Genomic DNA, 19,513 nt, shown 5'->3' on the forward strand with positions numbered 1-19,513 from the left:
ATGATGGCTCTAAAGCATGTCGCGCAAGAGTATGTAGCGGTTCTGCGCTAACGACATGCGTAAAAACAAAGACCTAAAGCGCGAGGAGCGAATCTGAAAGATTGCGACGCGCTTTAGTGGAGCGTGCCGCTGATTACCATTTTCGACACGAATGCGGAAAGAAGCTGGCTATCGAAATGGCCGGGCGAATTCATCATCATGTTGATCGCCTCCGCTTGTGAGAAGGCGCGCTTATACGGCCTGATTGTGGTCAGCGCTTCGTAAACGTCACAAATCGCCGCAAGCCGGGCGACGTAAGGGATCTTCTTTCCGGCGAGCCGACCAGGATAGCCAGAGCCATCGAACTTTTCGTGGTGGTAGCGACAAATGTCGAGCACCGGCTCCGGGATATTAGCGACACAAGAAACCAGCTCATATCCCCGCTGGGGATGCCTGCGGACTAGATCCATTTCCTCGGCCGTCAGCTTACCGGGTTTCGTCAAAATTTCTTCCGGGAGCGCCATTTTTCCAAGATCGTGAACCAGCCCACCCAGCCCCAATACCCGCACATCCTCTTCTCCATGACCGAGGCTGCGCCCTAGGGTGATCATCAATGCGCTAACCGCCAGCGAGTGGAGGAACGTCAACTCATCCTTTTCCTTCAGCTTCGCGACTGCGATCAGCGCGCCGGCGTTGTCGAAGGCTGCCGACATGATCCGCTCCACAGCTGCGCTTGCCGCATCACTGGCGAAAGAGGCTTTGATCCTGGCATGGGCAAGCATTTGACGGATCTGCGGTCTTGTATCCTCGACGCATTCTCTCGCCTGCTTGATATCCTCTGCCGAAAACACGGCACGGAGCTGGGCGTCAAACGCAGCCCGGTCGATGTCCTGTGCCCCGCCCGGATCGACATCCGCGCCCTTTCCAACATCGATCACGACCGTCATCAGGCGGCTTGCCATCAAACTTTCGAGCTGACCGGCGGCCGAGATCAGGAACGGCTTGAACCGACGTGTCCTGTCTTCTCCCTCAATTTCGACATCCTCAACATACATTCCGACCCGCAATTGGCTGACATGTATCCGTTTTCGCATTTCTGATCCGTTCAAAATAATCTTGGTACTCAAGCGTTGTCTCAGGTATCCGGGGCTGGCCCGAGCGCGAAAACCTGGCTCAAGCTATAGGGCTCCGGCACGGGTCTTGTCTTGGTTGAGCCGTTGTCCGTGCTGCTCCAAAATGGCTGTGGCAACCGTTCGATCGACTGCTTTCGAAAACAGATAGCCCTGTCCGAGCTTGCAGCCGAGTTGGCTCAGTTGAACAGCTTGGGGCTCTGTTTCAATCCCTTCTGCGACGACCCGGATTCCCAGCTTGTGAGCTATTCCGATCAGGCCCTCGACAATGAAAGTCCCAGCGTCGCCCGGCACCATGCGGTCGATGAAGGACTTGTCGATCTTGATGATGTCGACCGGCACCGTCAGCAGGTGGGTCAAAGACGCGTAACCCGTGCCGAAGTCGTCGAGAGCAACTCGCAAGCCCTTGGACCGAAGAGCCTTTATCTCGTCCGCGACGACATAGTCCCGTTGTCCGAGATAAACCGATTCCGTCACTTCGAGGATGATGTGCTTGAGAGGAACCTCCGCTTCCCCGAAAATTCGGCACAACCTGTCTTGCAGATTACCGCCACGAAAATCTGCGGCGGACAGGTTGATGCCGACATGCTGGAGAGGAAGGCCTCGGGCCAGCCAGCTGCGGATGTCGCTGGCAACCCTCAGCAACATCCGTTGGGTCAGCTCAGCAGCAATATGCGCGTCTTTCGTCGCCTCATGGAAATGCGCTGCGGCTATGATTTCGCCGGAAGGCGTGGTCATTCGACACAAGGCTTCGAAACCGACAATTTCGCGCGTATCCAGGCGCAAGATCGGCTGGTAATGCGCGTCGATGCGATCGTCCTCCAGGGCGACGCCCACATCGCGAACCGCCCTGAAGCGTCTGGTCAGGGCGGTGCCGAGGCCGGGATAGTGTTGCACGTACCGACCGCGGTTGTATTCTTTCGCATGATAGAGCGCCACATCGGCGTTCTGGCGGATCTGGTCAGGGTTTGTTTCCGTCTCTGCCAACGCGCCGCCAATCGTCGCGGCGGGAAAGACGACATGGCCGTCGCACGGTGAAGGAGAAGACAGTGCTGTGAGGATGTCGGTCGCTCTCGCTTTCAGATCAAGGTCTTTGTCGTCCGACACGATGACAGCAAACTCATCTCCGCCGAGCCTAAAGGTGTTTTGGGCGCCTGCTGTCGCGCAAATCCGGTCTGCGACCACTTGGATCAATGCGTCGCCGGCTGCGTGCCCGAACGTGTCGTTCACGAGTTTCAAGTTGTCGATGTCAACGAGCAAGATGCCCCAGGGGCGCGGGGATCGAGGCAGCTTTTCGGCGAGAAGCAGGTTGAAACGAGCGCGATTCGACAGGCCCGTCATAGCGTCGCTGTATGTCAGCCGCTGGCGTTCCATCACTCGCTCTTCGCGATCGATGGCGATTGTGCAGAGATGGGCACAAGCGTCGACGAGGTCCCGCTCGACGGCCTTTGGACCGCGGTGGTCTCGATAGTAGAAGGCGAAGGTGCCGATCACCCGGTCGCCGCTCTTGATTGGGCTGGACCAGCAAGCCCGCAACCCCAGCGGAAGTACCAGGAACTTGAAATCCTGCCAGCGAGGATCGGTCTCGATATCGGTGACAACGACCGCTTCTCCGAAGTAGGCAGCAGCGCCACAGGAGCCCGCAAGAGGACCGGCTTCAAGATTGTCGACAGCCGCTGAGTAGTCAGGCGGAAGTGAAGGTCCAGCGAGTGTGTGAAGACGACTTCCGTCGAACCTCAGCACCGAAGCGACGATCCCAGGAACGGCGGCCTCAACCTTTAGGCAAAGTTGCTCGATCGTTGCTGCCAGCGGTTCCCCTTTGGCAATCATTTCCAGAATGGCATTCTGCAACTCAAGGATCATAACGTCACTTCCCGGAAGGAAACCCATGCCTACCAAACCGACTTTCAAATCAGGTTACGCCGTTGATTAGATTTTGATCGAATAGACGCCGAATGATCAGTTCGGGACCTGTCGTGCCGAGCTTCGCGTGCGAAAGTTTTCTCCACCATTCTGACCTCCTGCTCGGACGGAGTGAGATTGACCGATGTCACGCTCATTCTCTAAAGACGATTATCAAATACAATCCTCAGTCGCGCTCTTGAGGGCGCCGAGTCGGTGAGCACGGCATAATTTTCGAGAGTCAGAAATCAGCTTATCGGATATGGTTCTAAATGCGTTGCAATGTCCCCATCTGGCCGTCGCCGCACAAATGGAAATTGGCCTAAAAGATGATCGGTGGCGATAAATACGTTGGCTCCGTGGGAAAAGCATCGCTCGCGATCATCGCGCTGATGTTTCTGTCACTGACCACCCTCTTGTCGCTCTGGCTCATATCCAGCTACGAGACAGCTGTTCGCCGGGGCGATGAGCGTGTCAGCGCCGCTTCCAAAATCGTTGCAGCGAACGCGAATTGGTTGAATTCCCTTGCCCGGGAGACCCTGCACCGAATTGATGATGCCCTGGGGCCGAGTACGTCTTTGCCGGGCCCGGACCGCGTGCGCGATCTCGACGCTGCCGTCTACGACCTTCCTCCTCAGGCGACTGCCTATGTCATCGGGGCCGATGGAGAAACGCTCTATTCAAATGACCGCGATCTCCGGCCGGTCGACGTTACGGATCGCGACTACTTCGTTCGGCTGAGAAACGGTGCTGACGAATATACATCGCCGCTGATCATCAGCCGCCTTTCCCAGCGGCAGATATTCGTCTTCAGCCGCAGGCTCGAACGAAATGGCGTGTTCGCCGGCGTCGCCGTGATTGCCTTCGACGCGACCATCCTAAGGCCAATATGGGACGCGGTCGCGATAGGCGAGAACTCGATTGTCAGCCTCATAAGACGCGACGGACAACTTATCGCCCGATACCCGGAACCCGCCGGACCAGTCGATATGCGAAACCACAAGCTGTTTACCGACTATATGAGGAAGGCGACATCAGGCACATATCGCTCCGTGTCGCCAGTCGACCATGAAGACCGCCTGGTCGGATACCGAATCCTCGAACGCACCCCTTTTGTGGCCATTGCTTCGGCAGATATCCATGTGATCATGCAGCCCTTTTGGGAAGATGCCAAGATCGCGGCTTTGTTGGTCGCTTTCGCCCTTGTCGGCGCTTTAGCAGCTGCAATGTGGATTCAGAACCTCATCAAAGTGGACACATTGCACACTAGGCAGCTTGCGGATGCGTTGCGGTCGAATGAAACGCTCATGCGCGAGATACACCATCGCGTCAAGAACAACCTGCAGACGGTGATGGCCCTGTTGCGTTTGCAGGGTTTCGAGCCGGAGGCCGTTCAAAAATTAAATGAGCGCATTTCTGCAATGTCCGCAGTTCACGAGCAGATGTACGGCTTCGATCAGTTTAGCGGAATATCTGCTCGAGATTTCATTCCATCATTCGTCAGGACGCTCGTCGACGTCCATGGTCGCGCCGTTTCCGTCGACTTTGAAATCGACGACATCGTGATTGCAGCCGACAAGGCAACGCCGTTTGCCCTCCTGCTCAACGAGTTGATTGCCAACAGCATGAAATACGCGTTCGACGGCCGGGCATCGGGAAACATTCGCGTCATGCTGCACGCGACTGAAAGAGAGGATTCTCTGCTTACCGTCGCGGATGACGGGATTGGATTTGATGGCCGATCAGACAGCGCCGGGATGGGGACGCGGCTGATTAAGGCCTTCGTCAATCAACTGCATGGCGAGGCGAGATACAATCGCCTGGAAGGGACGCAGTTTACGGCGACACTCAAACTTACGGATTGAGCGAGAGAAGCCACCTCCCTGCCCAAAGCGAGCCTTCGTTTATCCCGCCGCGTCGGGCCCTTTTCATTGGGCTTGGGGCGACACATTTTCCAGATGGCCGCCGCTCGTGCGGGATTGTTCCTCGCCGTCGGCTTGCTTCGTTCAGATGTCACTGGGAGCAAAACATGACGAAAGTTCCAACCATAGCCCGTATCTGGCGTGGTCGCACGAAGCCGGAATTTGCCGATGAATACGAAGCCTACAATCGCGCGGAGGGAATTCCACCACTGCTAAAGACGGCACTCGACGTCCAATTGCTGCGCGAAGATCGAAAGGATGAAACATGGTTCACGACGATCTCCTACTGGGCCGACATGGAATCGATGACGGCATTTACGAAAGGCGATCCACGGCAGGTTCATCATCTGAAGCGAGACGCAGAACTACTTTGCGAACTTCCCGAGCGTATCCAGATACACAAGATAGTGGTCCCGCCCAGGCTCCGTTGAGAGTTCGTAGTTGCCAGAGCTCTATCGCCTGACGCCCTGCTCCGCAGCGGTGAACGGTGCCGGTATTCGTCTCAATAAGGAGAGTCGCTTCCTTCGTAAGGTATATGCCACCTCGCAGACTCGATAGCTTCATCGAATAGCTTATTAAAGTTTGTCACAGTTGTTAAGGTAGACGCGGGCCTGACGTTTGGAGAGGCCGGACCAATCGCCATGGGCGGCGAGGTCGGGGGCTATCGCCTCGGTTGTTCTGGACATGGCGCTGGCCGCATCCTGGAAGGTTCCAAACCATCCGGCTCCGACGGCTGCCGACATACCTGCGCCAAGCGCGGAGGCCTCGTTCGACAGGCTTCGGTGAACGGGAAGGCCGGTCGCGTCCGCCACCATCTTGCGCCAAAGCTTGCTTGAGGCGCCGCCTCCGATCACGAAGATGCGATTCGTTGCCAGGCCCTTTGCCTGCATCTGTTCGAGGGCGCGGGTGAATTCCAGGGTGATGGCCTCCAGGGACGCGCGGTAGAGATGTGCCATGCCGTGGTCCGACCCAAGACCGGTAAAGGTCGCGTGTGCGTTTCCATCCCAATGCGGATCCATGCAGCCCACCAGATAAGGGCAGACCGTCAGCCCGTGGGAGCCGACCGGCAGCCGCATTGCTTCGGTTTCGAGCCGTTGGAACACCGTGGGATCGGCCCGTCCGCCGGCAAAATTATCGAGCAGCCAGTTGACGAAAAAGGCGCCGCTGCGCTGCACGCTTTCCAGCATGTAGCCTTGACCGGTCGGGGACACCAGCGTTCGCCAATAGGAACTGAGTTCGGGAGTGGCAGACCAGACTCCTCCAACCACGGCCGTTCCGAGATTGAGATAGACAGTTCCCGGTTCGATTGCGCCAACTCCCAGGCCCGCACAATGGCCGTCCCCACCGGCGGCGTAAATCGGTGTTCCCGCTCCGAGGCCCGTCGCAATGGCGGCCTCCTGCGAAATCACGCCTATCCGGGACGCGGGTGGGTTCAGCGGTGGAAGCTTGTCCTCGCTGATTTTCAGGTGATCGAGGAGCTTGCGCGACCAAGTCTTGGTGACGATGTCGAAAATGCCGAACGGATCGGCGCTGGTCCATGTTGCCTGGGGTTGCCCGCTCAGCCGCATGACCAGGTAGTCGTGTACGGAGAGGATATAGGCGGCTTTGTCGAGCAGGTCCGGTTGGTGGGCGCGCAACCAGCGCAGACGATAGATGCAAGGGATGACATCCACCGGCTTGCCGGAAATCGAATGTAGTGTCTCCGCGCCTATTTCGTCAGAGAGAACGGTGGTCATGTCACGGGCGCGACGGTCGAGCCAGATCGTTGCGGGCGCAAGCGGACGTCGATCGGCCCCCAGCAAAGCCATGGTTTCTCGCTGGTTTGAGATCGCCACGCCATCAATGCGGTCGGGATCGATCACATCGGTTACAGCCTTGAGGGCTATCGTCGCCGCACTCCACCATTCATCGGGGTCCTGTTCGGACCTATAGGCATCCGGGTTTGAGAGTGTATGAGGCGCACGCCCCTCGAATCGAGGTTCGCCCTCGCGCGTCCAGGCAATAGCCTTGACCGATTGCGTCGATGAATCGATGCCGATGACATAGCGTTCGTTCCGGTGCATCAAAGCGGCTCCTCCTTCCGCTGACCGACTATCGAGCGGCACGCCGCATCCGGTCTGTTCTATTCTCCGCAACCGGCGCCCTCATCGGCCGCCGGTCTTGCGTGTCAAACCGCCAGCAAGGCCTCTCCCGTAGCCAAGTCGGTGACGAAATGTGTGGCATAGCCGCCCTCGAGGGTTGCGGTGATCGCTTCGATCTTTCGGGATCCGCCGGCCACGCAGATCCTGTTTGGTGTCTGCTTCAATTCCTCGAGCGCAATGCCCACCATGCGCTCGTCGTGATCTCCGCCGACAGCCCGGCCGTGCGCATCGATGAAGCGGCCGATAATGACTGCTACCGCGCCATCCTCGACATATTTGTCGATTTCCGCCTGGCTTGCGATGCCTGACGCCCTAACCGTGCTTTTCGCACCGACGTCGCCGACACCAAAAAGGATACGGTTGGTGGAGTGGATCAGATCGAACTGCTTCTTCAGGACCGGTTCGTCGAGCAGCATCGTTCGCAGTTCCTTGGTCGAAAGAACCGCCGGTGCAAGAAGGTTGACGCAGCGCGCGCCGATCCTGCTCGACAGCAGCGACGTGCAGAGTTCGGGTGAAAAATCCGGTTCGCCGGTCGAACTTCCCGAGACCTGGACAACCGTGAGATCGTGCACAGCTTCTGGCAGCGAAATCTTGTCCGCGACCGACAAGACGGTGCGTCCCCATGCAACACCGATCACGTCACCCGCCACGATCTGCTCGGCGAGGACGCGCGCACCGGCATCGCCCAGGCGAGAAACCAGGTCGCGATCCTCGGCGTGCGGGATCACCAGCGCGCCGCCCAAGCCGAATTTCTCTACCAGGCCCCGTGCGACCCGTGTACGCCCACTCGCATTCGTGTTGATGCGGATCGAGACGATACCCCGGTCGCGCGCCTCTTGAAGATAGTTGACGATGGTCGCACGCGATACGCGTAGCGTCTTGGCAATTTCGCTCTGGGTCATCTCATCGGCGTAGTAGAGCCATGCAGCCCAGGTGACGGCGTCGTCGAATTCCATGGGCAGGGGGGCGCCCGCATCCAACATATGATTCCTCGAATTTTTTGTCCTGGCATATCTGACGGCATCCCATGACAAATGTCAACGTGCGTTGTCTTATGTGTTGACAAATGTCACCGCATGCTGTCACTTGTATTCATCGCATAGCAAACGGATTGCAGAATGGAAACGGCAAAGAACCGGGGTGGCGCGACAAGCGCTCCCAAGGGCGGCTGGACCGCGCTTATTGATGACATCGTGGCAGGCCGGTGGACGTACCCGGCGACTGGAAAATGCGCTGTCGTGCCGTATGAATCCATCGTTATCGCCGAGAGCCTTGAAGGGCGAGAAGCGGAGCTTGTTTCAAGCCTGGGTCTGGGCGAGACCTTTACCGTCGTTGCCGATAAGGCGACTTGGGATGCAATGGGTGCGCGGGTTGCCCGCGCGTTGGAAAAGCTCGGCCCAGTCAAGTCGATCCTTCTCGATCATCCGCATGCCGACATGGCAACGATCGCGCTCCTGACCGAAAAGTTGAAAGGTGCTGAAGGCGTCGTGGCGGTCGGTTCCGGTACGATCAACGACCTTGTCAAATATGTGACGGGACTTGATGGCCGCCGGTATTGTGTCTTCGCCACCGCGGCATCGATGAACGGGTATACATCCACCACAGCCTCGATCACCCTGGACAGCGGGTTAAAAGTCTCGCTGCCATCCCACGCGCCGGCGGGGTTTTTCGTCGATCTCTCGGTGTCGGCGGCCGCGCCGACCTACCTCTCGGCTGCCGGATTCGCCGACTGCCTGGTGCGCTCCGTCGCCCAAGTGGACTGGTGGCTGTCGCACCGGTTGTTCGGAACCGTCTACTCCGATGCGCCCTATATCATTCAGGCCGAGGACGAGATCGCGCTCAACCGGAATGCCGCCGGGATCGGCAGCGGTGATATTGGCGCCCATGGCTATCTCTACCGGGTGCTGACCGAATGCGGCCTTGGCGTCTCCTTCACCGGCATGTCCAACCATGGCTCGATGGGCGAGCACCAGATTTCGCATTACATCGACTGCTTTGCGGGGGACAGGCACCCCGGGACGCTGCATGGGCAGCAGGTGGGTGTCGGCGTGCTGACAATGGGCCGATTGCAGCGCCACTATCTGGACAGCGCGACAGCCCCAAGAATGAACGCAACGAAGATCAGCTTCGATGGCATGGTCCGCCGCATGGGGCCAAGCATTGCCACGCAGTGTTTCGACGAGATCCAGCCGAAGATTTTCGATGACAAGGCAATCGGCGCGCTGAATGAAAAAATCGTCGATCTCTGGCCGGTGCTGCGGGAAGAATTGAAAAGCTTCGTCGTTCCGGTCGACGAAATGACCCGGTTGCTGAAAACGGCAGGCGGTCCGACGACAGCACGGGAGCTGGGCCTGCCCGTCGACTTTTACCGGGAGGCGGTTGTTCACTCGCGCGAGATGCGCAATCGGTACTCCTTCCTCGATGTTGCCGCAGACGCCGGCCTCCTCGAGGATTTCGCGAGCGAGGAGACCTGAGGCCATGCGCGCGATTTCCGATATGCCGGCAGACGCTGCAAGCAGGATCACCACCCTGTTTGCCGATATAGATGATACGCTGACCAATGACGGTCGTCTGCCCGCATGCGCCTATGAAGCACTCGAGAGGCTGCTTGTTGCGGGCATCGCGGTGGCGCCGATCACTGGCCGTCCGGCAGGCTGGTGCGACATGATCGCGCGAATGTGGCCGGTCTCGGGTGTCGTCGGCGAAAACGGCGCATTCTACTTCTCCTATCATCAGGACAGCCGGCGGATGCGCCGTGTGTTTGCGATGAATGATGGCCAGCGCGCCAATGACCGAAAAAAGCTGGAAATTGTGCGAGCGCGCATTCTCACTGAGGTCCCTGGCGCCGCCATTTCAGCCGACCAGCACTATCGCGAGGCAGATCTTGCCATCGACTTCTGCGAGGACGTGCCGCCATTGCCGACCGGCGAGGTGGAGCGCATCAAGCGGATTTTCGAAGAAGAAGGCGCGGTCGCCAAGGTGTCCTCCATTCACGTCAACGGCTGGTATGGCACCTATGACAAGCTGACCATGACACGGCGGTTTGCGTCCGATGTGCTCGGGTTGGATATCGATGTGGATAAAGACAAGATCGTCTTCGTTGGCGACAGCCCCAACGACGCGCCGATGTTCCGTTTCTTTCCGAATGCCTGCGGTGTGGCAAACGTCGTTCAGTTCCGGGGGCGCATTGAGGCTGAGCCAACCTATGTGACCCGCGCTGAAGGCGGACATGGCTTCGTCGAGGTCGCCAATCACATTCTCGCTGCGCGCAGAGAAAGAGCCGTCGCATGACCGCCCGGGTATACGATCTAGCCGTTATCGGCGGCGGCATCAACGGGGCGGGTATTGCCCGCGATGCGGCCGGGCGCGGGTTGAGCGTATTTCTCTGCGAAAAATCGGATCTCGGTTCCGGCACGTCGTCGGCGTCGACCAAACTGATCCATGGTGGTTTGCGTTATCTGGAGCACTACGAATTCAAGCTCGTGCGCCATGCACTGCGCGAAAGGGAAATTCTCTGGCGGATCGCGCCGCATATCATCTGGCCGTTACGGTTCGTTTTGCCGCATCGCAAGGGACTGCGTCCGGCGTGGATGCTTCGGCTCGGTCTCTTCATCTACGACCACCTTGGGGGGCGGCAGACACTGCCGGGCACGAAGACGCTGAGATTGTTACGCGATCCTGCCGGCGAACCGCTTCGGGACGTGTCCACGGTCGGGTTCGAATATTCCGACTGCTGGGTGCAGGACAACCGCCTCGTGGTGTTGAACGCCCGGGATGCCGAAGCCCATGGTGCACACATCCGCACCCATGTGCGATGCACCGGCGCCGTGCGTGAAAACGGTTTCTGGCACGTCACCATTGAAGAGGTGGAAACAGGAAGACGTCAGACCATCCGTGCGCGTGCATTGGTCAATGCTGCCGGTCCGTGGGTCGATCAGGTGCTGGCAACAGTGAGCGATCGCAAAGCTGCGGGACAAATCCGGCTGGTCAAGGGATCGCATATCATTGTGCCGCGCCTCTACGAGCACGACCGATGCTATATTTTCCAGAACTCCGATGGGCGCATTGTCTTTGCCATACCCTATGAGGACGATTTCACGCTGATCGGCACGACAGACGTCGACTACAAGGACCAGCCGGAAAAAGCATCGATCTCGGCAAGCGAGACTGCGTATCTTTGCGAGGCGGCATCGTCATATTTCAAGCGGTCCGTAACACCGACCGATATTGTCTGGACCTATGCCGGCGTTCGGCCTCTCTACGATGATGGCGCCGCCAACGCGCAGGAAACCACGCGCGACTATGTGCTGACAATCGATGCAGCGACCGGCGAGGCCCCTCTTCTTTGCGTCTTTGGCGGGAAAATCACCACATATCGCTGCCTTGCGGAGGACGCGCTGCGTAAACTGTCGGCTCATTTTCCGCAGTGGATGATCGGTGCGGGATGGACCGGACGGACACCCCTACCAGGCGGCAATTTTGAAGCGGGCGCCGCCGATCGGCTCGCGCATGATCTGGGCAAGGAATACCCGTTTCTCAGTACACGCGCCGCCCGGCGGCTTGTCCGGCATTATGGCGTCGATGCACGCAAAATCCTGGCCGGTGCGCGCAGCATGTCTGATCTTGGGCGCAGCTTCGGCCCCGATCTCAGCGAAGCTGAAGTTCGCTTCCTCATACGGCACGAATATGCACGGGCCGCCGAAGACGTGGTGTTTCGGCGGACAAAGGCCGGAATTCGCATGAGTATGGAAGAGATATCCGAACTGGACACATGGATGGCACGGGAGCGCGCCGCCCAAGAAAATGAAGAGAACGGGATCGCCAGAGTGGGATAGCTGCATCGGCGCCCAGACGCATGGATGAGCCGGGTTCGCCGGCGACGAAGAGCAACAGGGTGGAGAATGATCCGGACAGGCAGAGGAGCGCCGGGCCGGATCGGGAGAAGGTCAAAGCGCCGGAGCGAGGCGTCAACGCCATCGCCCGCTCCAGGGAGGAGTACGAATGTCCGTCACACAGGTAAAGCGTATAGCGATCTCGGATTCGCCTTGGCCGTGGCTTCTGCCGCTGGTCAGTCTGCTGGTCGTTTTTACGATCTACCCACTAATCTACAATATCTGGCTGAGTTTTCACGAGTTCATGCCGCGCAAGCGTGCACTTGTCTTTGTAGGTTTCGCCAACTGGGTGCAGCTTTGGCACGATACGCGCTTCTGGGGCGCGCTCGGCGTGACCTTCGTCTATTTCACCATCGCACTTGTCTGCGAGATCGTGCTGGGCATGGCGGTCGCCCTGTTGCTGGATGCGGAACTGCCCGGATTTGGCGCATTACGTGCCGTCTTGTCGATGACGCTAGTGATACCGCCGGCCATCGCCGGCATGATGTTCCTGTTGATGGAAGATCCGCAATTCGGCGTGCTCACCTATTTTCTTAACATGCTGGGCCTGCTGGACAAGGCAACGCCAATCCTTGCCACATCCTCACTGGCGCTCGCGGGCGTGCTGGTGGCCGAGATCTGGCAATGGACGCCCTTCATGGTGCTGATCTTCATGGCCGGGCTGCGGTCGCTGCCGCCCGAGCCCTACGAGGCGGCGATGATCGACGGTGCCTCTTCGCTGCAAATGTTCCGGCGCCTGACGCTGCCGATGATGTCGCGTGTCATCGCAGTCGCGGTCCTGTTGCGCGGCATCGATCTGTTCCGCGTCTTCGACTACGTCTTCGTCATGACCTCCGGCGGGCCGGGCACATCGACCTACAGCCTCAGTCTTTACGCTTGGCAGCAGACCTTCAGCTTCCTGAAATGGGGGTATGGCGCAACTCTGAGCCTCGTCAGCCTGGCGATCGTGATGATCCTCGCCAATCTCTTCATCCGGGCCTTCAAGGTGAGGTGGTAAAATGCCGCAAAGCAAATCCATGCGCATTTTCAGAACGCTCGCCGGCTGGCTCGTCGTTTCCTTCTTTTTCTTCCCGATCTTCTTTTGGACGTCGGTCGCTTTCCGCAACGCCAAGGACATATTCTCGTGGCCGCCGAAATTCTTCGAGTTCGAGCCGACGGTCAGAAATTTCGAGCAGGTTTTCGGCATCTCGCTTGGGTTCGGTTTCGGCACGCAGGAGACGGTCAATCCGGGTGGCGGCAATTTCTATATGGCGCCTCGCCTTTGGGACTCGATCGTCGTCGCCTCGATGTCGACCGTACTTGCGATCGTGGTTGCGACGCTGGCCGCCTATTGCCTGTCGCGCATGCAATTCCGTGGGCGGCACGAGTTCGTCAATTGGGTTCTGTCGACCCGCATGATGCCGCCGGTTGCCGTCGCCATTCCGATGTTCTTCATTTTCAAGCAGCTGAACCTGCTCGATACCTATCTGGGCCTGATCCTCGTGCATGGACTGATGAACCTGCCGTTGGCCGTATTGCTGCTGAAGAGCTTCTTCGACGACATTCCCGCTGAGATCGATGAAAGCGCGTTGCTCGACGGCGCGTCCCGCTGGACGATTTTCCGGCGCATCGTCCTACCGATGGCCAAGGGGGGCATCGCCGCATCCGCCGTACTCTGCTTCATCTTCAGTTGGACGGAGTTTCTGTTCGCACTGACATTGACGCAGACCGGCATCAAGACTGTCCCCGTCGTGTCCTCGACATTCGTCACGTCCATCGGCACGGCCTGGGGCAACATGGCTGCCCTGGGAGCGGCAGCCATCGTTCCCGCCTTCATCGTCGTCCTGCTCGTGCAGCGCCATCTGGTTCGTGGCCTGACGATGGGTTCGCTGAAGCAATAGGAGGATGCGCCAGCGGCGCATCTGGAGCATCCGGACGGCGATCCCGTCGGCCGATTTAGAGGAGGAGAAGTTGATGAAAGACAGTGTGAGAAAACATTACCTCGCGTCGATCACGGACAAGTTCGTCCGGGGTCAATTGGGGCGCCGGGAGTTCCTGCGAGCCGCTGGAAAGCTTGGCCTTGGGGCAGGTGCGCTCGGGATGGGTTTCGGCAATCGTCCGTTTGGTGCGTTTTCCAGCGCCAGGGCAGCCGAGGAACTGACCCCCAACCCTGAAATCCTAAAATGGCTCGCGGATGTCGGCAAGCCTTTTGCCGGGACGACATTGAAGCTTGCGACGGAATCAACCCCGCCATCGAACGCCATCAACGGCCAGCTGAAGAAGTATTTCGAGGAAGCCACCGGCATCAAGGTCGAGATCGAGGTGCTTCCGCTTGAGCAGGTGCTGCAGAAGCTCACGCTCGACGTGGCGTCCAATCTGGGAACCTACGATCTCTACTACATCGATCAAAGCTGGGCGGCGAGCTTCAGCCAAGATGTCTTCGATCCGCGCGAACAATATTCGGCCAAGGCTGACCTTGCCATGCCGAACTACAATCTCGACGACTTCCTGCCCGCCCTGGTCGATGGCATCGCCAAATACGAGGATCGATGGGTCGGTGTGCCCTACGATATCCCGATCTTCATCATGATCTACCGCAAGGACATCTACGACAAGCTCAACCTCAAGGCACCGGAAACGATTGAGGAGCTCTACACCAACTCCAAGATCATCACTGATGAGAAGGGGCCGAATGTCTACGGCACGACCGGCCAGATGAAGTCCGGGCATTACAGCCTGGAATGCGACTGGACGGCATGGCTGTGGGGGCATGGCGGCTCCATCTTTGGACCGGATGGCACGTTTACCGGCAATGATGAGAAGGGTGTTGCAGCGCTGGAATACTGGACGAAACTCAAGGCGACGATGCCTCCGGGTGTCGACGGCTGGACCTGGGATGGCCAGGGGCAGTCGGTGGCGCAGGGTGTTGCTGCGTCCATGCTGTCTTGGGGCGAGTTCTTCCCGTACTTCGACGATCCGACTCAGGCGAAGGTCTCCGGCCTTTGCGAAGTCGCCGTCCCGCCGCGGGCCACGTCGCTTCGCACCGTGAAGGAAACCGGTTATGGCGAAATCCCCGGGGTCGGTCACCAAGGCGGTTCATCGCTAGCGGTTTCCCGCTACTCGAAGAGCCCGGATGCTGCCTGGATCTTCATGCAATGGGCGACCTGCGCCGATACCCAAGCCCTGATCACAACGCTCGGCGGCGGCACGGGTCCGACGCGCGCCAGCGTCTACGATGATCCGCGCGTGCTGGCGCAGGCCCGTGTCGGGGCCGGCACCACGCGGCACCTGCCGGTCGTTCGCGAAACCATTGCGAAACACATGGGCTCCGAGCCGGATCTACCGGAATGGGCGCAGCTGTCGAGCGACACGATACCGGTGTCGTTGGGCAAGTATTTCGCAGGCAGCTACGGTTCTCCCAAGGAAGCACTTGATGACATCGCCAAGCAGGTGGGCGAGGTACTCAAGGGCTGATTGACCGCGCGACGACGATCGTGGCGTCTGCCACGATCGTCGTCGCGAGGACCGCCGGACCTGTGCATTTTGGAGTTTTAGGAATGACCAGAAAATCCCTGATTGCGATCACCGGCGCCAGTTCCGGTATCGGCGAAGCTACCGCGCGCGCCTTTTCCGCAGCCGGTCATCCGCTTCTTTTGATGGCGCGCCGGCTGGACCGGCTGGAGGCGCTCGATCTCCCTGAAGTCGTCTTGAAAAAGGTCGATGTTCGCGACCGCGCGGCGATCATTGAGGCCGTTGCTGAGGCCGAGGCCCGGTTCGGGCCGGTCGGCATGATGTTTGCCAATGCAGGTATCGCCCGGCTGGGGGATATTGCGACACAGCCGCCGGTGGAATGGGACGAGATGATCGACATCAATACCAAGGGCGTGATGAACAGCGTCCATGCGGTGTTGAACGGCATGATAGCGCGCCGATCGGGGACCTTGATGATGATGAGCTCGATTGCCGGTCGCAAGACCTATCCGGACCACACCGTTTATTGCGGCACCAAGTTTTTCGTCCACGCGATTTCCGAGAGCCTGCGCGAATATCTTGCTCCGCATGATGTGCGGGTCATCGTCTTGTCGCCGGGTATCGTCGAAACCGAGGTGTTGGATCACGTGAAGGATCCGGCGACCCTCGCCAACTACAAGGCCAACAAGGCCGCGATCGGCGGCGGGATTGCCGCTGACATCGTCGCCGACCTGATCTTGAACGCCTATCAGCTTCCGCAAGAGGCGATCGTGCAGGAAATCGTCATCACGCCGACCCGGCAGAAATACTGAGCGCGGATGTGCATAGCCCACATGCGCGGCCGATATAAAACAGAGAGTGGAATCTGCAATGGCAACCGTTGAATACAAGCATATCGGTAAGGCCTTCGGCGCCTTCACCATCATGCGCGACATTTCCTTCCTGATCGAGGACCATGAGTTTGTCGTTCTGTTGGGGCCGTCAGGCTGTGGCAAGACGACCCTTTTGCGCATGACGGCTGGGCTCGAGAGCGTGACTGCCGGCGACCTTATGATCTCGGGACGCCGCGTCAACGACGTGCATCCGCGCGACCGCGATATCGCCATGGTGTTCCAGAATTATGCACTTTACCCGACAATGAAGGTCTATGAAAATATCGCCTTCAGCCTGGAGGTGGCCAGGTTGCCGCCCGCCGAAATCAAGAGGCGGGTGGAACACGCTGCAGAGATTCTCAATCTCACGCCTTATCTGCAGCGCTACCCGAAGGAGCTTTCCGGCGGCCAGCGCCAGCGTGTTGCGATGGGGCGCGCCATGGTGCGTGAAGCGGCAGTGTTTCTTTTCGACGAACCGCTTTCCAATCTCGATGCCAAGTTGCGCGCCCATATGCGCACCGAAATCCGCCAGTTGCACAATCGCCTGAAGACGACGACGATTTACGTTACCCATGACCAGATCGAAGCGATGACCATGGCCGACAAGATAGTCGTCATGCGCGCGGGCAAGATCGAGCAGATCGGCACGCCTGACGATGTCTACGACCGGCCGGCGAGCAAATATGTCGCCGACTTCATCGGCTCGTCGGCGATCAATTTCCTCGGCGGCGTGGTTGTCGCCGATCAGGGCATACCGGCGGCTCAAACCAGTGCCGGCCTCATTCGTCTCGACCCGGCGCTCAAGGTATCTGTGGGGCAAAAGGTGATTTGCGGCATCCGCCCGACCGATGTCTTGGTCGACCCGAATGGCTCTGTTGCGGCGCGATCCCTGCTGATTGAGCGCATGGGACACGAAGCGCAGCTTTGCTGCCAAGGACCGGAAGGCCAGTTTCTCGCCATTGTCGACAAGTCGGCACGATTTGACGAGGGGGCCGAAGTCCGTTTCTCGATCGCTTCGGAGAAAGTCCACGTTTTCGACGCGGCAACGGAAGATCGCATCTGACCCGTCAGTGCGGCTCAGTCAACATACTTTGACCCGCTCCAGAAGGACGCGGGGATGAAAGGTGATACCGATGAAATCAAGATGGAACGATGGCGAACTTGCCTCCTTGCTCAATGCCTACGAGGCCAAGGGCATCAATCGCGATCTGGCGATCAGGACATATACGACACGTCTTCTCGGCCAGGATCCGGAACTGGTTCTGCACGGCGGTGGCAATACTTCTGTCAAGACCGCGTTTATCGATCGCGATGGGTCGTCGGTGGATGTTCTCTGTGTCAAGGGCAGCGGCTGGGACATGGGCACAATCGAGCCTCAGGGGCTGCCGGCCGTACGGCTCGACCCGCTGAAGGCGATGGTCGGCTACGACGCACTGACCGACGACGAGATGGTGATGCTGCAGCGACGGCTGCTCATGGACCCGAATGCGCCGAATCCATCGGTAGAAGCGATCCTGCATGCGATCCTGCCCTTCAGGCACATCGATCACACGCATGCCAATGCAATCGTCTCTCTGACCAACCAGCCGCATGGTGAGGACCTTGTGCGGGAGTTGTTTCCCAATTCGATTATCGTCCCCTATGTGATGCCCGGGTTCGTCCTGGCGAAGGCCTGCGATGCGGCGTTTCGCGCCAATCCCACGGGCGACGGCATGATCCTGCTGAAACATGGGATTTTCACGTGGTCGGATGATCCGCGTGAAGCCTATGAGGATATGATCGCCAAGATCGATCAGGCCGAACGGCGTCTGGCGCGCGGCCGCGCGAAGCCTTTCGTCTCGGTCGCCATTCCGCAGGATATCGCGGCAGCAAAGGACATCGCGCCAATCCTGAGGGGTGCCATTGCCATCGATACTGGGATAGAGGGTGCGCCAAAACGCCTCATTCTCGAACACCGCAGCAGTGAAAAAATCCTCGATTTCTGTAATGCAGAGATGGTCGAGAGCCTAGTGCAGCGCGGCAATGCCACCCCGGAGCATGTCATTCACATCAAGCGCTTCGGCATCGCTCTGCCGGCGCCGGAGGCCGGACGCATTGCCGAATGGGGTGACACGGTGCGGGCTGCCGTAGAGGCTTATCAGGAGGACTACAGGGCGTATTTCCAGCGCAACAACGATCGCGCTGGCGGCGGCAAGACCATGCTGGATCCGATGCCCCGCGTCTTCTATGTGGCGGGCGTCGGACTGTTTGCAGCAGGGGCCACACGGAAGAATGCGCTTGTCGGCGCTGATGTGGCCGAAGCGACGATCGCGGTCATCACCAGTGCAGAAGGAATTTCGTCGTTCGAGGCTCTCCCGGAAGCGGACCTCTTCGATATCGAATATTGGTCCTTGGAACAGGTCAAACTCACCAAGCAGGTGGAAAAGCCGCTGACGCGCCACGTGGCAATCGTCACGGGTGCTGGCGGCGGGCTCGGCCTGGCGATCGCCGAAGCTCTGCGTGCCGAAGGCGCGGAGGTGGCGTTGGTCGACATTGCCGAAGACCGTGTGACACGCGAGGCAAAAAGGCTGGGCGGGATCGGTGTCGCCTGCGACGTCACCGATCCCGCCCAGGTGGACGCGGCCATCGCCAGGGTGGTGCAGCATTTCGGGGGTGTGGACATTCTGATCTCCAATGCAGGCGCTGCCTTCCAAGGACGTCTGCTTGAGGTATCGGAGGATGTTTTCAGGAAGGCGTTCGATCTCAACTTCTGGAGCCACCACTATGTCGCGCGGGCGGTTGTCCGAGTGATGGAAGAGCAGAGAAGCGGTGGCGCCATCGTTTTCAACGTGTCCAAACAGGCCGTGAATCCCGGAGCCGATTTCGGACCTTACGGCACATCGAAGGCCGCGTTGATGGCACTGATGCGGCAATATGCCATTGAGCATGGCCCCTCCGGCATCACGGCGAACGCGGTCAACGCCGACCGGATACGCACCGGCCTGATGACGGATCAGATGGTGGTCGAGAGAAGCCGGGCGCGTGGCCTGACGCCGGAGGCCTATATGCGCGGCAATCTTGTCGGCCGCGAAGTGACCGGTGCGGACGTTGCAGCGGCCTTCATTCATCTTGCCAAGGCACGCACCAGCACTGGCGCGGTGATCACCGTCGATGGCGGCAATGTCGCTGCCATGATGCGGTAAATTGGGCTTCCGCTCAGTGTTGAAGACAGCCAAAGGATCAGGA

The 19,513-nt window shown here is 59.1% G+C and carries 15 protein-coding genes; 11 read left to right on the forward strand and 4 right to left on the reverse strand.

Annotation, left to right across the window (positions count from 1 at the left end; all coding sequences use genetic code 11):
* Nucleotides 1-113 precede the first annotated feature (113 nt).
* Together HFO99_RS02190 and HFO99_RS02195 are read right to left on the reverse strand one after the other, a co-directional pair.
* Entirely contained in the window at nt 114-1,073 is a 960-nt protein-coding gene (locus HFO99_RS02190) for an HD-GYP domain-containing protein (protein ID WP_222310577.1), read from the reverse strand.
* A gap of 84 nt (nt 1,074-1,157) precedes the next feature.
* Nucleotides 1,158-2,972 (reverse strand): putative bifunctional diguanylate cyclase/phosphodiesterase, encoded by a 1,815-nt coding sequence (locus HFO99_RS02195; protein WP_222358908.1) that lies wholly within the window; start codon nt 2,970-2,972, stop codon nt 1,158-1,160.
* A 368-nt stretch (nt 2,973-3,340) separates the two neighbouring features.
* Between HFO99_RS02195 and HFO99_RS02200 the strand changes: the two genes are divergently transcribed.
* Both HFO99_RS02200 and HFO99_RS02205 read left to right on the forward strand, forming a co-directional pair.
* Nucleotides 3,341-4,876, forward strand: a complete 1,536-nt coding sequence (locus HFO99_RS02200; protein WP_222332153.1) for a sensor histidine kinase — start codon at nt 3,341-3,343, stop codon at nt 4,874-4,876.
* 164 nt (nt 4,877-5,040) lie between these two features.
* Nucleotides 5,041-5,364 carry an antibiotic biosynthesis monooxygenase family protein gene (locus HFO99_RS02205; protein WP_222358910.1) on the forward strand — a complete coding sequence of 108 codons (324 nt, stop codon included), beginning with the start codon at nt 5,041-5,043 and terminating at the stop codon, nt 5,362-5,364.
* Between the two features lie 144 nt (nt 5,365-5,508).
* Here HFO99_RS02205 and HFO99_RS02210 read toward each other — a convergent pair whose 3' ends face one another.
* Together HFO99_RS02210 and HFO99_RS02215 are read right to left on the reverse strand one after the other, a co-directional pair.
* The gene (locus HFO99_RS02210) at nt 5,509-6,996 is read right to left on the reverse strand and encodes a xylulokinase (RefSeq protein ID WP_222358912.1); all 1,488 of its coding nucleotides are present in this window, start codon (nt 6,994-6,996) and stop codon (nt 5,509-5,511) included.
* Nucleotides 6,997-7,100: 104 nt separating this feature from the next.
* Nucleotides 7,101-8,057 carry a sugar-binding transcriptional regulator gene (locus HFO99_RS02215; protein WP_222030865.1) on the reverse strand — a complete coding sequence of 319 codons (957 nt, stop codon included), beginning with the start codon at nt 8,055-8,057 and terminating at the stop codon, nt 7,101-7,103.
* A gap of 135 nt (nt 8,058-8,192) precedes the next feature.
* Between HFO99_RS02215 and HFO99_RS02220 the strand changes: the two genes are divergently transcribed.
* The 9 genes from HFO99_RS02220 to HFO99_RS02260 all read left to right on the forward strand — a co-directional run bounded on the left by HFO99_RS02220 (nt 8,193) and on the right by HFO99_RS02260 (nt 19,470).
* Nucleotides 8,193-9,548 (forward strand): sn-glycerol-1-phosphate dehydrogenase, encoded by a 1,356-nt coding sequence (locus tag HFO99_RS02220; RefSeq protein ID WP_222358914.1) that lies wholly within the window; start codon nt 8,193-8,195, stop codon nt 9,546-9,548.
* Nucleotides 9,549-9,552: 4 nt separating this feature from the next.
* Nucleotides 9,553-10,365 carry an HAD-IIB family hydrolase gene (locus tag HFO99_RS02225; protein WP_222358916.1) on the forward strand — a complete coding sequence of 271 codons (813 nt, stop codon included), beginning with the start codon at nt 9,553-9,555 and terminating at the stop codon, nt 10,363-10,365.
* Entirely contained in the window at nt 10,362-11,909 is a 1,548-nt protein-coding gene (gene glpD / locus HFO99_RS02230) for a glycerol-3-phosphate dehydrogenase (protein ID WP_222358918.1), read from the forward strand. Before HFO99_RS02225 ends, glpD begins: the two co-directional genes overlap by 4 nt.
* A 166-nt stretch (nt 11,910-12,075) precedes the next feature.
* The gene (locus HFO99_RS02235; RefSeq protein WP_222030860.1) at nt 12,076-12,963 is read left to right on the forward strand and encodes a carbohydrate ABC transporter permease; all 888 of its coding nucleotides are present in this window, start codon (nt 12,076-12,078) and stop codon (nt 12,961-12,963) included.
* Nucleotides 12,964-12,982: 19 nt separating this feature from the next.
* A complete protein-coding gene (locus tag HFO99_RS02240) occupies nt 12,983-13,846 on the forward strand; it encodes a carbohydrate ABC transporter permease (RefSeq protein WP_260688968.1) in 864 nt (287 codons plus the stop codon).
* A 73-nt stretch (nt 13,847-13,919) separates the two neighbouring features.
* The gene (locus tag HFO99_RS02245; RefSeq protein ID WP_222358920.1) at nt 13,920-15,419 is read left to right on the forward strand and encodes an ABC transporter substrate-binding protein; all 1,500 of its coding nucleotides are present in this window, start codon (nt 13,920-13,922) and stop codon (nt 15,417-15,419) included.
* Nucleotides 15,420-15,502: 83 nt separating this feature from the next.
* Nucleotides 15,503-16,228: an SDR family oxidoreductase gene (locus HFO99_RS02250; protein WP_222358922.1), complete on the forward strand. Its 726-nt coding sequence runs from the start codon at nt 15,503-15,505 to the stop codon at nt 16,226-16,228.
* 58 nt (nt 16,229-16,286) lie between these two features.
* Nucleotides 16,287-17,351 carry an ABC transporter ATP-binding protein gene (locus tag HFO99_RS02255; protein WP_222358924.1) on the forward strand — a complete coding sequence of 355 codons (1,065 nt, stop codon included), beginning with the start codon at nt 16,287-16,289 and terminating at the stop codon, nt 17,349-17,351.
* A 70-nt stretch (nt 17,352-17,421) separates the two neighbouring features.
* Nucleotides 17,422-19,470, forward strand: a complete 2,049-nt coding sequence (locus HFO99_RS02260; RefSeq protein ID WP_222358926.1) for a bifunctional aldolase/short-chain dehydrogenase — start codon at nt 17,422-17,424, stop codon at nt 19,468-19,470.
* Nucleotides 19,471-19,513 lie beyond the last annotated feature (43 nt).

Origin of the sequence: Rhizobium leguminosarum, assembly GCF_019798305.1 — a bacterium.
Classification (GTDB): Bacteria; Pseudomonadota; Alphaproteobacteria; order Rhizobiales; family Rhizobiaceae; genus Rhizobium; species Rhizobium leguminosarum_U.